We start from the raw sequence: 15,970 nt of genomic DNA on the forward strand, positions 1-15,970 counted from the left end.
ATGACTGCTCTACCCGACCCGCTATCCACTCCACTGCCTGCCCTGTTTCGCTATCAAGTCGGCGGCAGCTTACCAACGGACAGCCTCGCTTACGTCGAGCGCCAGGCCGACCGAGAGCTATATAGCCGCCTCAAAGCTGGCGAATATTGCTTTGTGTTTAACTCGCGGCAGATGGGCAAATCCAGCCTGCGAGTCCGCACCATGCAAAAATTACAGGAGGACGACGGCATCGCCTGTGCTGTCATCGATCCGCAAACACGCGGCACAACCCTGCGAGAAGATCAATGGTATGCGGGTACGATCAAGCGGTTAATCGACGATCTGCATCTAGAAGCGCACATCGACTTTGCGAACTGGTGGAAGGCGCTGGATGCCCAGTCTATTTCGGCTGTAGAGCGGTTTTACGAGTTTATTGACCAGATTTTGCTGCCGCACACGTCGCAGCCTGTGGTCATTTTTGTTGAAGAAGTTGATAATCTGCTCAGCCTGAAGTTTGATACCGATGGCTTTTTTGTATTTATCCGATCGCTCTATGAAAAGCGGGCTGAAAAACCAGAATATCGCCGCCTTACCTTTGCATTCCTCGGTGTGGCAACGCCCTATGACCTGATTCGCGGTCGTCAGCAGTCGTCCTTTAACGTAGGGCACGAAGTCGAGTTGACGGGGTTCACCCTGGCAGAAGCTGCGCCCCTGGCGAAGGGACTGGCGGGGCGGGTGGATGATCCGCAGTCGGTGTTGCAGGCAGTGCTGGACTGGACAGGGGGACAGCCGTTTCTGACGCAAAAGCTGCTGGATCTGGTGTCTAGAGAATTGGATGCGGCAGTTCAGCCGATGGCGGCAGCGGATCTGGTGAAGCAGGTTACCTACGACAAGATTATTGACCATTGGGAATCGCAGGACGTGCCGCCGCACCTGAAAACAATTCGCGATCGCCTCTTGCGTAGCGGTGCCCCAAACACCAGCCAATTGCTCGGTTTATATCAGCAGATTTTGCTGCATGGCGCAGTGGATGCAGACATTAGCCCAGAACAAATGGATCTGCGGCTAACAGGGCTGGTTGTAAAACGCGGCAACAAGCTCAAAATCTACAACCAGATTTATGAACGGGTGTTTAATCAGCAGTGGATCGAAGACGCTTTTGCAACTATTCGTCCCTACGCGCAACGGTTCCAGAAGTGGCTGCGGGGCGATCGCCAAGACAAGTATCTGCTGCAAGGCGAAGCGCTAGAGCAAGCCCTGGAATGGGCCGAAGCCCGCAGCCTCAGCAAGCAAGACTATCAATATCTGGTAGAAAGCCAGAAGCTAGGATTGCGCCGCGACCTAGAACACACCCAGCAGCAGCTCGCCGATCGCACGCAAACCCTGAACCGCGTCAACCGAGAACTCGACACTGCCCATCGTGACCTAAAGCGAGTGCAGGGTCGCACCAAATGGGCAGGCGCGCTGCTGGCGCTAGTCAGCGTGCTGGCCCTCACAGCAGGACTGGAAACCGTAAGAGCCAAAAAGAGTCTGGGAGAAACAACTGCTCAGAGCGATCTGGTGAAACAGCAATTATTCAGCGCAATTGAGCAGACGGGCGATGCAAATCGAGAAAAAGACTTGATTTCTAAGGCGCTGACTGACATTGAGGCTGAGAAAGAGAAACTGATCGAGAGTACCAGCGCTCTGGAGCAAAAAAATCAGCAAATTGCTCAGGATGTGCAAAAAGCACGCATCGCCCAGCAAGACACTCGGCAGCAATACAATCAGCTTCAAAGCCGGGTCGCCACTGCTCAGCGAGATCTTGAGCTTGTGCAAATTGAGCGAGAAACGGCTCAAACAGAAGCAGAAACAGCCCGCACAGAAGCCCAACAATGGCAGGAAAAATCTGATGTTCAGCAGCGCAACTTAGAAGATGTTATTCCTCTGACGGCTGCGCTGACCCGTGCGCGAGAAAACCTGAGCGAAACGATTGAGCAACTTACTCAAATTTTGGCCGCTAATCCAGATAACTTTCCGGTGTGGATTGTGCGAGGGGCGCTGCAAACTCAATCTAACCCTCAGCAGGCACTAGAGGATTTTGAAAAAGCGCTAGTGCTAGAGCCTGAAGGAAACTTCATTGCTCATTTTGGGCGAGGTGATGCGCTCTCTCAATTGGAGCGATACGAAGAGGCGATCGCTGCTTATGAACAGGCGATCGCCCTCAAAAATGACTACCCCGAAGCGTGGATGAATCGGGGGATTGCGCTCTATGGATCAGGGCAAATGATAGAAGCAATCGATTCCTATAATCAAGCTGTCAAAGCTAATTCAAGTACAGCAATTGCAAACTTGCAGCAAACTTTAGACCGCGTAATTGAGAGTTGGGTTGGGGGCAGTTCTAGCACAACGGAGACTATTGAATTAAAGCGGGCAAGTATTCTGAATAACATCGAAAGTGCTTCAAGTTCTGAGGCTTCTGGATTGGTTGTTATGGTTCCTCTCAATACTTTGCTAAGAAGAGAAGATTTAGCAGTCATCCAGGCATCGATTAACTTATTGCCCAAAGACAGCCCAGAACAACAAGCTAGATCTCACTACTATCAGGGATTTACATTCCTAGTTGACGGAGAATATTCTGAAGCGATCGCCCAGTTTGATCAGGCAATTTCTATTCAAAGCAACTTTTCAGCAGCCTACACAGCACGAGCAAATGCCCATCGCGCTCAGCAGGCGTATGACGCTGCGATCGCTGATTACAATCGTGCCATTGAGCTGGATCCTAAATACGCGATCGCCTACAACAATCGCGGTATTACCTATGGATATATGAGAAACTTAGAAGCAGCCGAAGCAGACTATACTCGTGCTGTTGAAATCAACCCAAAATACGCCAGCGCTTATAATAACCGAGGCAGCATTTACTGGGAGCAGGGCAACTTTGAAGCCGCTGTTGAAAACTTCAGTCATGCGATTAGTATTGACTCAAACTATGCTGTTGCAATTGCTAATCGTGGAGCAGTGTATCGTCGATTAGAGCAATATCAAAAAGCAGTCTACGATTTGAGTCGTGCGATTGAAATCGACGATAATTACGCTTGGGCTTTTGCAGAACGCGGGGAAACCTATCGCCTGATCGAGCAATACGACCAAGCATTGGCAGACTTTAACCGAGCAATTGAGCTTGACAAAGAATACGTGTGGGCGATTGGCAGCCGCGGTCAAGTTTATCGAGCCTTGGGACAACCTGATAAAGCCGTTGCAGACTTTACACAAGCCCTCCAGCTTGCCCCAGGCACATACTGGGTAATTGATGAGCTACGAGATTTGGATGTATTTGAACCAGTGCTAAAAGCGCTCAATCATTTAATCTCAGTTAATGCTGGTGACTTTAGGGCGATCGCCAACCGCGGAGAAACCTATCGCCAAATGGGAAACTATGATGCAGCGCTGGCGGATTTTAATCGAGCGATTGAGCTGAATAACAGATATGCTTGGGCGATCGCCAATCGTGGAGAAACCTATCGCCAAATGGATGAATATGATGCAGCCTTGGTAGATTTCAATCGAGCGATTGAACTGAATAACAACTATGCCTGGGCGATCGCCAGTCGCGGTCAAACCTACCGCCAAATGGGACGATATGAAGAAGCACTGGTTGATTTCAATCGAGCCATTGAGTTAGGTAATCAGTCTGCCTGGGTATTTACTCATCGTGGGGAAACCTATCGCTTGCTAGAGCGCTATGAGCTAGCCTTGGAAGACTTTAATCAAGCCCTTGAGTTGTATAACTATGAGGATGCATGGTCGCTGGGCAGTCGAGGGCAGGTCTATCGGGCAATGGGGCGTATTGATGCTGCTCTCGCAGATTTTGACCGTGCGCTTCAGCTTGACCCAGCTTTAGGTTGGGTTATTGCTGAACTGCGGGATGTTAGACAATTTGATCGAGTGCTAGGCATTCTTAATCAGAGGATTTTGACAGATAGTAATGATGTAGATGCAATTTCTAATCGAGGCTTGACTTACACAGAAATGGGGCGCTATGACGAGGCGCTGGCTGACCTCAATCGAGCGATCGCACTGGATAGTCGAGATGCCAGGGCAATCGCCAGTCGGGGCTATACTTATGCCCAAATGGGGCGCTATGACGAGGCGCTGGCGGATATTCGTCGGGCACTGGAACTGGAGCCTGAAGATTATTGGGCGATCGCCAGTCGGGGTGAAACCTATCGCTTGATGGGGCGTTATGATGAGGCGCTGGCTGATTTTAATCAGGCTATTGATTTGGTAAAGAGTGATGCGCCTTACTGGGCGATCGGTCGTCGGGGGCTGGTTTATCAAGCGATGGGGCGCAGCGCAGAAGCTCTGGCCGACTTTGATCGGGCGCTAGAGATCAATCCTTACCTTATATGGGTTGTGGAAGCCAGAAATCGGCTCGGTGATTCGTGAGCAACTTCAAGAACATGTCAGTCCGCAAATGGGTGTTTTTTTATCCGCAACGTTACCAAAACAGCAGAAGGATACCAGCACACCCTAAAAAGCATTCTAGGCAACCTTCCCATTCGCAGTCGGCAAACTGAAATTTTAGGAGTGGGCAAAGGTAAGCAACTGAGTTTCTATCTGGAACAGTGTTGTTTGTGTTCGAGCGCCAATGTCAGTTATGCCGATGCGGAAAAAGGATGTAGCGATGATGACCGGCATCAGAGTCATTGCAAAGACTCAACAGCGCTTAGTGTAGGGGTACGAATTTCCTGAACCCATAGCGCCAGTTGAGAACCCGATCCGGGAATTGGGGGTTGATGGTGGCAAAGTCCGAATCCAAACCCCTTTGGGCGAACTCTCTAGTTGGCCAGACTACAAGGCGATTGAGACCAATGTCGGTATCGTCGCTAAATTCCGAAACAATGCAGAGTTGATGCAGAATTGATTGAGTGGTTCAATCCTGGTTGACTGGCAAAACTCGGATCGCCCACTGCTCCGCAGAAGCAAGCTACACCCCAACCCCTCTCCCAGAGCGGGAGAGCAGGGAGGTTTCATTTAGGCGGAGGAAATCCTTGAGTTAAGAACTCAAAGACCCGCTGAACCTGATTTGCCAGGACTCGTGCTCCTTGAGGAACGGTGCGATAACCGAGTTGTCGCACAAGGGTGATGAGAAAACAATTTAAGATCGCCCAATTGACTGGAGCGTTACCACCGGGACGAGCCGTATCTTCTTGAAAGGTCGTATCTCTAACCCAGTGTAAGCGGTTCTCAATGCTCCAATGTTGCTGAATGTGAGGCAGAAACTCGGCTGCCTCTAACGCTAAATCACTGATGTAACCGACCAGAAGTGTTGAAAGTTAGGTTAAGCAAAGAAAAAATGGGGGCAAAATGCAGTATTCTGTCCCCGGATAAAGAAAAAAATAACGTCTAATGATAGCCACGTTTCCTAAAATTGTCAAATCCATATTGCAGCAACTCTGCGCGCATGACTATCCCGTGTTGAACTCACGCTTATTTTTTGAAATCTGGTTAACCTTCGTTTTAGACGGCTCTTCCGGATCCGGGGTGAAAATCGTATAATATGATACTTTAAGTCAGGGGTTGCGCCAATGGACATACATCTTGATAGATTGCTTAGCTTCCCTCACGTTACGGTTGAAAGTTGCATTCAAAAAACAATGAAGTGTACTTAAAGTTGCGCTTGCTCAATCAAGAATCTAGCTGTCCACACTGTAAGAAATCAAGTTCGGAGTTGCATCAAAACCGTCCGATTTTGATTCGAGACCTATCGATTTTTGGTCAAGTCACTTATTTGAAAATTCCTCGTCGTCAGTTTTATTGTCGTGATTGTCAACGTTATTTTACTGAGTCATTGACATTTATGGATGCAGGACGGCAGTACACTCGACGCACAAGTGTTGAATCTTAAGATTTTGGCGGGTAGTGCCAAGTTGTGCGTTGGTGCTGGTGATACCGAATTGGTCTGACTATTGACCCCATTCTCATTAACAGAAGCTCAAACTCGCCAAAAATCTCCAGGTTTGTAAAGTTGTGTATCGAGATTCAACACTTCTGCACTCGACGCTATGAGGAGCATATTTACCAGCAAGTACAACTGTCAAGTATGGAGCAAGTGGGTCGCGTAGAAGGGTTAAGCTTTGAGCGCATTGAAGGGATTTTCAAGCATCAGTATGCATAGAAAAAAACACAGGATGGGCAGGAGTCAAACGCATTGGGATTGATGAAATCAGCAAGCGGAAAGGGCATCAAAACTTCGCCACCGTTATCGGCGACGTTGAGACCGGGAAATTGATTGAAGTGATTGACAGTCACCAACAGGAAGACATTATTGAAACCCTGAAGCAGCAGCCCCTAGAGGTGCGTGCAAAAGTTGAAGAGGTGAGCGTGGATATGTGGGGAGGATTCCCAAAGGTAGTCAAGAGGGTGTTTCCCAATGCCGTGGTAGTGATTGACCGCTTTCATGTCATGAAATTAGTCAATGAGGAGTTAAATAAAATTCGTAGACAATCGGGTGTATCAGACCGAGGTAGCAAATTCATTTTGCTCAAGAATGGCAAGGATTTAACAGCAGAAGAAAAGACAAAGTTAGAAGAGATTCTGAAACGGTCAAAGCGATTAGGAAAAGCCTATGAGTGGAAAGAAGAGTTTCGCGCGATTTATGAACAACCATTAACCGTTGAGGAAGGCAAGCGTCAGATCCAAGGGTGGCTCGATAAAGCGCGAGTCGTCTATAGAGAAGCAAGCACAACGATTCGTAACCATTTAGATGGAATTAGCAACTACTTTCGGAATCGCACAACGAGTGGCGCAATGGAGGGAATCAACAACCGAATTAAATTGATTAAACGGCAAGCTTATGGCTTTGTCAATTTCAACAATTTTCGAGAAAGACTATTAGCCTGCTTCTCTGATTAAATAAAGTTATCACCGTACTGACGGGAGAACCATTAAATTGATTAAACGGCAAGCTTATGGCTTTGTCAATTTCAACAATTTTCGAGAAAGACTATTAGCCTGCTTCTCTGATTAAATAAAGTTATCACCGTACTGATGGGAGAACCCAACATACTGAGTTCCCAAGATCACGGCGGTTCATCCAATCGGGCGATCGCGCTTCATTATCCCTCAAGGTTGACGACAGTTTCCGAGTGGGAATACTTTCCGAGTGGGAATACTAAAGATTAGTGTTTTGGGGGTGGAGCCACTTGGAACCCTGGATTCCGCCTTGAGCTAGCGCTTTCTCAAAACAATCTCAAAACAATCTCAAAACAATATGCAAAGTTCAGAAAAAAGAGCCAGTGGATCAAAATCCTCCTTTTGAAGGAGATTTAGAAGGAGTAGGACTTACGCAGTTGGACGATTTCTCGCGGTCTTCACCCACGAGAAATCGTCCAAAACCCAGAAAGGTTAACCGAAAGTGCGTAGGTTCTAGTGCGTAAGTCCCAAGGAGATTGAGATTACAGGAGATTTTGAGGAAAGCCTGTTGACGGGTAATCCATCCGTTGGATTAGCACCGCTCACTTTTACAACCCTGATGCACCCCGCCTGATGTTTCAACCCCCACCCTCTTCGCATCAGCCTTGCGGAGTCATTATCCCTAACCCATTAACCTTCTCATGTCCGCAGAACCCCTTACTGAGTCATTACCAGAGCCGCCCACGGGAGCATCCGCCGGATTTGCCGACAACTGGAGCTACCTGAAGACCGAACTAGGCTGGCTAGAACGGATGTTGATGGTGGCGGTGGCGCGACAAAAAAAGGAAGCCAAAGAAATCGACCGGGTGGCGCAGTCGCGGGCAGACCGAGTGACGAGCCACTGGTGGCAGGGCGTGATTTCGCTGGACGGCAAGATTTGCTACGACGAATATCGCCAGCCGCCTGCGACAACCGCGGTGACCACACCCCGACCGGGCTATCAGCAGCAGCTTGAGGGACGCATCCGGGCGACAGAGGCCCGCGGCATTTCACTGGGGCTACCGATGTTGTGCGATCGCCTCCAGCTTTCGCTGTTTGAAAAGCAGGTGATTTTGCTGGCGATCGCCCCAGAGGTGAACCGTCGCTATGCCCGTTTGTATCGCTTTTTGCAGGGGGAAGAGTCTGCCATATCTGACCTGCCGACGGTGAACCTGGCGCTGCAACTGCTGTGCCGCAATGACCAGGAATGGCGGGCTGGGCGATCGCGCCTGCTGGATGACGCGCCGCTGCTAAAGCTGGGGCTGCTAGAGCGACACCCCCGCAACACGGATACGCTGCTCAACCAATCGCTGCGACTGGCGGCTCCCTTGGTCAACTTTTTGCTAGACGAACAGCCCCAGCCAGAAGCGCTCGATTGCCTGTTGAAACCTACTGCCATCAAGTCGTTTTTGACCCTCAGCCGGCCGCAGGCGCAGTGGGATGCGCTGGTGCTGCCAGAACCGCTGATCGAGCGGCTGCGATCGCTCTGTGACCTGGCCAGCGCCGCTGCCGTCTCTCCGACGGCTAGTAGCCCCCTCGCCGTGCTGGCTGGGCCATCGGGAGTGGGCAAAACCCTGGCCGCTAGGGCGATCGCCCACACGCTGGGGCAACCCCTGGCAACGGTCGATCTGGCGCAGGTCAATCCGTCCGATTTTCCCCTGCTCTTGCAAGACATCGAGGCGACCCGCCCACCGCTACTGCTGGTGAAATCGGCCCAGCTTTGGCTAAGACGATCAGCGGCGATCGCCCCAGCGGATATGTCCCGCCTGCTCTCCCTCCGACAAGAAGACGGAACGCTGACCCTGTTTAGCCTGCCCCATGCCGAGGCGATCGCCCTACCCTGGCAGCGCCAGCTTCGCCTGATTCTCTCGTTTGCGATGCCCGACGCGACCCAGCGCTTGCAGCTTTGGCAGCAAACAGACCTGTTTCCCCAAAACAGCCCCATCGACTGGGACACCCTGGCAAAGCAGCTTGTCGTCTCTGGTCGCGAGATTAGGGCGATCGCCCAGACCGCCCGCCAGCTTCAGCTTGCCAACGATGCCCCGCTGGTTCAGCACTTGCAGCGGGCGATCAACCTGCGGGGACATTCCCTCTCCATTCCGCTGCGACCGCGCAGCCGGGGGCGCAAAGTCCGTCAGAAGTCATAACAGGTCATAACAGGTCATAACAAAGGGAGTCATGTCAGATTGACAGATTGGCAATCCAGAATCGTCAATCTAAAATCCAAAAGCGGGACACCCCTCCCCCGCCTGCGTTGACGGACTCCCCTGCACGGATTCCCATGTATTGCCTCAACCCCCGCTGCCCCAAACCCGCCAATCCCCAGAGCCATCGCTTTTGTCAGACTTGCGGGGCGCGACTGCTGCTGGGCGATCGCTACCGGGCCTATCAACCCCTGGGCAATGGCGAATCGAGCCGCACCTTTTTGGGGCTAGACACGCACAAAATTACCGACAGCCGCTGCATCATCAAGCGCTTTCAAAACCAAACAGGCGAAGAACGCTTTCGCCAAGAAACGGCTCGGCTCGACGAACTCAGCAGCCACCCGCAAATTCCCGACCTCTACGCCTATTTTGAGCGCGAAGATGCCCAATTTCTGGTGCAGGAATTCATCGAAGGGCGCAGCCTACTTCAGGAAATGACCCAGGACGGCAGCTTCGACGAATCCCAAATTCGCGCCCTGCTGGCTGAGATCTTGCCCCTCCTGCAATTTCTCCACGACCACCAGATTATCCATCGAGACATCAAGCCCACAAACCTGATTCGCAAAGGGCAGCCCCCCAGCGGCGGGCAGCAGGCAGCACTCGATGTCGCCAGTTGGGCACTAACGGACGTACCAGAGCTAACCGGCTGGCTGCAACCCTCCAAAATCCAAAATCCAAAATCCAAAATCCAAAATCCAAAATCTCTCGTCTTGGTCGATTTTGGCGCAGCCAAACGCCTCACCCAATCCGCCCTGGCCCGTCCGGGAACCCTCATGGGCAGCGCCGAGTATGCTGCGCCAGAGCAGCTCATGGGCCAGGTCACCTATGCCAGCGATCTATATAGCCTGGGTGCAACCTGCATTCAGCTTTTGACAGGGCTGAGTCCGTTTGAGCTATTTGACGGCGTGCGGGGGCTGTGGCACTGGCGGTCGGTGGCGGGCAGCATCAGCGACACCCTGGCACAGGTTTTGGACAAAATGCTGGCCACGAGCCTGGGCGATCGCTTTTCTTCGGCCGCTGCGGTGATGGACGTGCTTGGCATTCGGAATCAGGAATCGGCAGTCGGCAGTCCGGGAACCAGGGTCAGCCTAAAACCCGAACCCGAAAGCCACTGGCGCTGTGTGAGGACGCTGGAGGTGGGGGCGGGGGTAAATGCGATCGCCCCCCTCCCTGGTCGAGATCTGCTGTTTAGCGGCGGCAATGACGGGCGGCTGGTGGTGTGGGACTGCGATCGCGGCGAGGCGCTGTGGATATTTGAGGAGCCAGGGGTGGTCGTGACGACGGTGGCGGTGAGTCCCCTGGGCGACACGCTGGCCAGTGGCGGCTTTGACCGCACCATCAAGCTCTGGGACTGGCAGGCCGGCACGCGGACGCGGACGCTGGCGGGCCATACAGACGTGGTGACGGCGATCGCCTTTGCCCCCGACGGTACCCTCTACAGCGCCAGCCGCGACAAAACGATTCGCCAATGGCTGCCCCACACCGGCGAGGCGATCGCCACCTTTACCAGCCACAAAGCGGCAGTAGAGGCGATCGCCCTCCACCCGCAGCAGCCAATCCTGGTCAGCGGTGGCGCAGAGGGCGCGGTAAAAATTTGGCATACTGGCACGCGAGAACTGTTGCGAACCCTATCGGGGCACGGGGCCCAAGTGAGTGCGATCGCCCTACCCCCAGAGTCGGCTACGGCGCAAAGCAGCACCGTCCTTAGCGGCAGTTGGGACATGTCGCTTAAGTTGCGAAACCTACACGCGGGCGGGCTGCGCTACAACCTGACCGGCCATCTATTGCCGATTACGGCCCTCTCTTGCAACCCATCCGCCCGCCTGCTGTCTACCGCCAGCCACGACACTACGGTTAAAATCTGGAATCTAGAAACGGGGGCGCTGCAAGCGACTCTCACGGGACACACGGCTGCGGTGGAGAGCGTCGCATTTTTGTCCGAGAAGCGTCTCGCCAGCGCTGGACGAGACGGCACAATCAGGCTCTGGCAGATATCCTAAGCAAGTTTCAACCACTGAGTAGAAAGACTCACTTGGCTTGCCCAGTAGCCACGTGTTTCCGAGTTAGTAAACGATGAATTTTTCAGGAAGCTGACTGAATCGGCTAAAACCCTGATGTACCAGGCATCTTGGATTGTTATATTTGAGGGAATCAAGGGGTTTTACCCCTCAAGGCTGACCGTATTTTCCAGGCTGCTTAATCTATGCTTTGTATTTTTTGAAGCCAGTCTAAGTGTTTACACGTAAAAGGTCGGCTGACTGGCGGATTCTCAGTAGTTACACCTGCTTAAGCTTTATGTTAGGCTTCACATAATTTCAGATTAAGTGAATCTATCGAGAAGATTCAGCAGAAATGTAGCTAGCCCCCCATTCGCTAGCTGAAAATCATAAGTAAGGATGTGCATTTATGATTTCAGGAGCTTTGTCATTCGTTGAATCTACAGAAATGAACACCCAGTCATCTGCCAAAGAAGCGACTCATCCTTTCTTCAAAACGATTCCGCCAGAACGAGTTGGAATCGATGGTGAGTACGACTATAACGGACTTGCAAATCGCGTCATGCAGGCATTAGAACAGCAGTTCAGTTACGAGGATTTGCAGCATCTAAAGGTGTACCAACGCGGGACAGTAGTGATGCTCTCAGGCAAGCTCTCCAGTCAACAGTTGCTTCAGCAAATTCGCTGTATTTCTCTTAGCATATCTGGTGCAACGGATGTTGAAACGCACGGCGTGAGCATTGCTCCCCAGTCTGTCTCTAGAGGTGCTGCTTAAGACAGCTTCGTCAAAGGCTCATCCTGATTTACGATTGTTTAGAGTTTTTAAGAGGCGCAGGCTCCGTCGGTAGAAGCTTTAGCTCACAACTTTAGCTCCAGAATTGATCCAGATCAAAGCCCGAAATTTCTTCTTGAATCTCCTGAAAATAGTTGCTGCGGGTTATCATTTCTACTTCTGTAGCACGACGACTTTGATCGATTTCGATCTGGAGTTCTTCTAGGTGGCGGCGAATCTCTTCTTCCCAGCGCTTTCGCTCGGTAATATCCTGCACAATGCCTTCGTAATAAAGGATGTTTCCTTTTGGATCTCATACGGCTCTAGTACTTTCCTCCACCCAGATCATCGTCCCATCTTTTTGATAGCTCTGGTAAGTAAACGCTTCAATCCGGTCGGTGATTTCTAGCGCTGTTTTGAAGGCCTGGCGACGCTCTGGATGGACATAGATTTGGGTCGAAATGTCTTTTACTGAATTCACCATATCTTTGGGCGAATCGTACCCATAGAGGCGGGCCATGGCTGGGTTGACGTTAATATATCGCCCATCGGTCGTGGACTGAAAAATACCTTCGACGGCGTTTTCATAAATGCTGCGATATTTTTCTTCAGCAATGCGAAGCGATTCTTCCACCCGTTTGCGGACAGTGATATCGCGCACCATAATCAGCACTTCATCTTGTCCCAAGACGGCAATGCGGACTTCTTCATCCTGCCGCTTGCCATTGACCTCGATTTGCTGTTCGTAGACCTGAAGCCGCCCGGTCGTAAGGGCCTGCTGAATATACTTGAGGCGAGTTTCGGCGATCGCCCTCGGCAGCGAATCCGTCACGTTGGAACCAGGCACAAACTGCTCATTGCCGTAGACTTGCAGCAGGCGATCGCCCCCCACAATGTCGATGTAGGTTCCATCCCCGCTGACCCGCATTAGCAAGTCGGGAATCGCTGTGACGATGGCGCGGTTGGTGGTTTCGCTTTGGCGCAGCGCCTCGAAGGAATCCTTGAGCTGGTGGCTCATGCGGGTAAACGTGTTAGCCAGGGTTTGAATTTCGGTAATCGAGCCGATGGGTTCAACGGGCTGTCCCCAGTTGCCCTCGGCAATACCCGCTGTGGCCTGGGTGACGCGCAGGATCGGACCGGTGATCCAGCGAGCCGTAAGGATGCTGCCCAGGATCGATGCCCCCAGCGCCCCCAAACAGAGCAGCGCCGTGTTGCGCGTGTTGGCATCGATCTGCGCCATAAAGTCTGACTCTGGCACGACAACGACAATCAGCCAGTCTAGCCCGTAGCCGTCGCGAAACGGCACCACTTCAAGAAACTGGCGTTGCCCATTGAGCGAAAAATCTAGCCGCTGGGGCTGGGCGATCGCGCTGGCATCAAACCCGCCAAACCGCTGCGTCAGGTAAGCTGCTGTTTCGCGCACCAGCCGATCCTGACTTGCAGTGGCGGGCAACAGCTTGGCATCCTGCCCTTCGCCCAGCATCAGCGGCTCGTCGATGGAGTTGGAAATCAGGTTGCCGCTGCGATCCATGATGAAGGCCTGCCCCGTTTTGCCGATCTGGAGATTCCGCAAAAACATGCGAAACTCTTCTGGCAGCACCACATCCGTCGCGCAAACGCCGATCAGCTTGCGCCCCGCTTTGTCATATACAGGCTGGCTGGCGGTGACGTTGGGCAATCCGGTCGTAAATGCAATGTAGATATCTGTCCAGGTGGGCCGCTCTGCTCGCACTGCGGCTTTATACCACGGGCGCTGACGCGAGTCGAAGGGCCGGTCGAGCTGGCGCAGGCGGTAGGTGCGCTCGCCTCGCACGTCCAGGCTGTAATATTCCCGCAAAAACTGGTTGGAGGCATTGCCATAGGACAATTGTAGGGAGCCATCCTGGGGCGATCGCAGCACGCCAAAAAACTCCCCCGCCTGGGCGCTACCGCAATAGACAAACGCTACCGTTGGCGCAATTTTCATCTGCTGGTAAAACTGGCTCTCGCCCCGCGACGCATTTTCAATATCCAGATCGCCCAGGGAAAAAGCGCTGGCATTCAGCCGATTGATTTCGTGGGGCACGGCAAAATAGCCCTGTAGCTCTCGCTCGATGCGGGCGGTCAGTTCTTGCCGGAGTTGGTTTGCCAAATCATTCACCGCCTTTTGCCCATTGCGAAACGAAAGGTAGCCTACTAGCCCCACGACTCCAATAATTTGGGCAACCGAAGCCAAAATCAGTAGGTTTCTGAGTGGCAAACTCTTGGGCATTGAACGGATGAGGATAAATCTGGAGGGACAGAAGGATGGCTCTATGGCGCTGACATGAAGGCGGTAGAGGAGTTTTGGGTTTTGGATTTTAGGGCTGGGGGTGAGATATCCCCTGGTAGGAGGTTTCGCCTATCATAACCCTCGGACAAGAGAATTAAAGCAAGTGTTGCGGGGCTGGCATGATGAAGATGGAGGTTAACGGCAGGGCTGCTGGCAAGCCGCTTCGGGGGCTTGTTTCAGGGTCTGCTGTAGGGAAGTGAACAGGCGAATCCAAAAGGGTCACAAACTCTCTTGAGTGCCCATTCGATAGCTCATCGTGTAACGATGGGGCAACGACTCAACAATATCCAGCAGTAATGATTCAACGTTGGGCGTTGAAATTTAGACTTTGAACCCCGACAGAAACAACAAGACGACGGATGCAATCCAGCACTGACCTCAAGTTGAGCATAAAAGACCGAATCACTGAGCCGGAGGCCATCGCCCTGCTGGAACAAATGCGACGAGAGCCGATCGTCACGTCGCTCTGTTCAGAGGCGATCGCCACCAACCTAGTGCAACTGGGCAATGGCGATCCGCCGATTTTGCTGCTGCACGGATTTGATAGTTCCTTGCTGGAGTTTCGGCGGCTGATGCCGCTGCTGGCAGCCTATTTCAACACCTGGGCGATTGACCTGTGGGGATTTGGGTTTACCGAGCGGCGACCCGACCTAGACATTCATACAACAGCACTCCGCACACACTTGCACTATGCCTGGAAAACCCTAATTGGGCAACCTGTGGTGCTGGTGGGGGTGTCGATGGGTGGTGCGGCGGCGATCGACTTTGCGCTGCGCTATCCCGAAGCGGTGCAGCGGCTCGTGCTAATTGACAGCGCGGGCTATCGCAGCGGCCCAGCCTTTGCCAAACTGCTGCCAATGGCGATCGCCCGACAGGGAGCGCGGTTTTTGGCTCGTCCTACGGTGCGCCAAGACGTAACGCGGCGGGCATTTTACAATTCTCAACTGGCCACCGACAGCGCCTACGCCTGCGGGGCATTACACCTGGCAGAACCCCACTGGGAAACAGCCCTGGCCCAGTTCACTCGCAGCGGCGGCTACGGTTCATTTCGTTCTCAACTGTCCACGCTCCGTCCGCCCACGCTAATCCTCTGGGGCGACACAGACCGCATCTTGGGAACCCGCGACGCGCTTAGGCTAGCCCGCAGGATTCCCCAAAGTCAACTGATCTGGATTTCCCAATGCGGACATCTACCCCACCTCGAAAAGCCGCAGGAGGTCGCCACTGCAATCTGCCAGTTTTGCCAACCCAACGCCCAATGACAGACCTCCGTCTTTGGAGACTCGCGCACTGCTCACCCCAAAGCCTTAAACTAATCATGAAAACGACGTATCACCAGCTACAAAATGCTCCCCTAAGCGGTGATAGAACGAATCTGCTGGTGTGCGGACTGAATTTAAACTTTCAGGAGTGATCGATTAAATGAAAAAAGTAGAAGCGATTATTCGGCCCTTTAAGCTGGATGAAGTCAAAATTGCCCTGGTCAATGCGGGCATCGTGGGGATGACCGTTTCCGAAGTGCGTGGCTTTGGGCGGCAAAAGGGTCAAACCGAGCGCTACCGGGGATCGGAATACACCGTAGAGTTTTTACAAAAGCTGAAAATTGAGATTGTGGTGGAAGACGAGCAGGTAGACATGGTGGTGGAAAAGGTGATTGCCGCCGCCCGCACCGGAGAAATCGGCGACGGCAAGATTTTCATCACCCCGGTAGACAAGATTATCCGCATCCGCACGGGCGAGGCTAACCAGGAAGCGATTTAATCTCGCTGCC

10 protein-coding genes and 1 pseudogene are annotated in these 15,970 nt (G+C 52.6%); 9 read left to right on the forward strand and 2 right to left on the reverse strand.

Going from position 1 to position 15,970, the window contains the following annotated elements; translation table 11 throughout:
• The 7 genes and pseudogenes from O77CONTIG1_RS22585 to O77CONTIG1_RS22605 all read left to right on the forward strand — a co-directional run bounded on the left by O77CONTIG1_RS22585 (position 1) and on the right by O77CONTIG1_RS22605 (position 11,891).
• Positions 1-4,407 (forward strand): tetratricopeptide repeat protein, encoded by a 4,407-nt coding sequence (locus O77CONTIG1_RS22585; protein WP_068515495.1) that lies wholly within the window; start codon positions 1-3, stop codon positions 4,405-4,407.
• Between the two features lie 963 nt (positions 4,408-5,370).
• A pseudogene (locus tag O77CONTIG1_RS26480) lies at positions 5,371-5,493 on the forward strand (IS4 family transposase); the annotation flags it as partial.
• A 130-nt stretch (positions 5,494-5,623) separates the two neighbouring features.
• Entirely contained in the window at positions 5,624-5,869 is a 246-nt protein-coding gene (locus O77CONTIG1_RS28510; RefSeq protein ID WP_225894811.1) for a transposase family protein, read from the forward strand.
• 317 nt (positions 5,870-6,186) lie between these two features.
• Positions 6,187-6,876: an ISL3 family transposase gene (locus tag O77CONTIG1_RS22590; RefSeq protein WP_286132713.1), complete on the forward strand. Its 690-nt coding sequence runs from the start codon at positions 6,187-6,189 to the stop codon at positions 6,874-6,876.
• 701 nt (positions 6,877-7,577) lie between these two features.
• Positions 7,578-9,062, forward strand: a complete 1,485-nt coding sequence (locus O77CONTIG1_RS22595) for an AAA family ATPase (protein ID WP_068515501.1) — start codon at positions 7,578-7,580, stop codon at positions 9,060-9,062.
• Between the two features lie 107 nt (positions 9,063-9,169).
• The gene (locus O77CONTIG1_RS22600; RefSeq protein ID WP_156435605.1) at positions 9,170-11,119 is read left to right on the forward strand and encodes a serine/threonine-protein kinase; all 1,950 of its coding nucleotides are present in this window, start codon (positions 9,170-9,172) and stop codon (positions 11,117-11,119) included.
• Positions 11,120-11,525: 406 nt separating this feature from the next.
• Positions 11,526-11,891, forward strand: coding sequence for a hypothetical protein (locus tag O77CONTIG1_RS22605; RefSeq protein ID WP_156435608.1), 366 nt, complete (start codon positions 11,526-11,528; stop codon positions 11,889-11,891).
• Positions 11,892-11,982: 91 nt separating this feature from the next.
• Here O77CONTIG1_RS22605 and O77CONTIG1_RS25825 read toward each other — a convergent pair whose 3' ends face one another.
• The gene (locus O77CONTIG1_RS25825) at positions 11,983-12,165 is read right to left on the reverse strand and encodes a hypothetical protein (protein WP_197673276.1); all 183 of its coding nucleotides are present in this window, start codon (positions 12,163-12,165) and stop codon (positions 11,983-11,985) included.
• A 36-nt stretch (positions 12,166-12,201) separates the two neighbouring features.
• Positions 12,202-14,103: a cache domain-containing protein gene (locus O77CONTIG1_RS24030; RefSeq protein WP_225894648.1), complete on the reverse strand. Its 1,902-nt coding sequence runs from the start codon at positions 14,101-14,103 to the stop codon at positions 12,202-12,204.
• Between the two features lie 455 nt (positions 14,104-14,558).
• Between O77CONTIG1_RS24030 and O77CONTIG1_RS22615 the strand changes: the two genes are divergently transcribed.
• Both O77CONTIG1_RS22615 and O77CONTIG1_RS22620 read left to right on the forward strand, forming a co-directional pair.
• A complete protein-coding gene (locus tag O77CONTIG1_RS22615; RefSeq protein WP_068515510.1) occupies positions 14,559-15,461 on the forward strand; it encodes an alpha/beta fold hydrolase in 903 nt (300 codons plus the stop codon).
• A gap of 160 nt (positions 15,462-15,621) precedes the next feature.
• Complete coding sequence (locus tag O77CONTIG1_RS22620; RefSeq protein WP_068515513.1) at positions 15,622-15,960, forward strand: P-II family nitrogen regulator; 339 nt, start codon at positions 15,622-15,624, stop codon at positions 15,958-15,960.
• The last annotated feature ends 10 nt before the right edge of the window (positions 15,961-15,970 follow it).

The sequence above is a fragment of the Leptolyngbya sp. O-77 genome, assembly GCF_001548395.1.
Taxonomy (GTDB): Bacteria; Cyanobacteriota; Cyanobacteriia; order Elainellales; family Elainellaceae; genus Thermoleptolyngbya.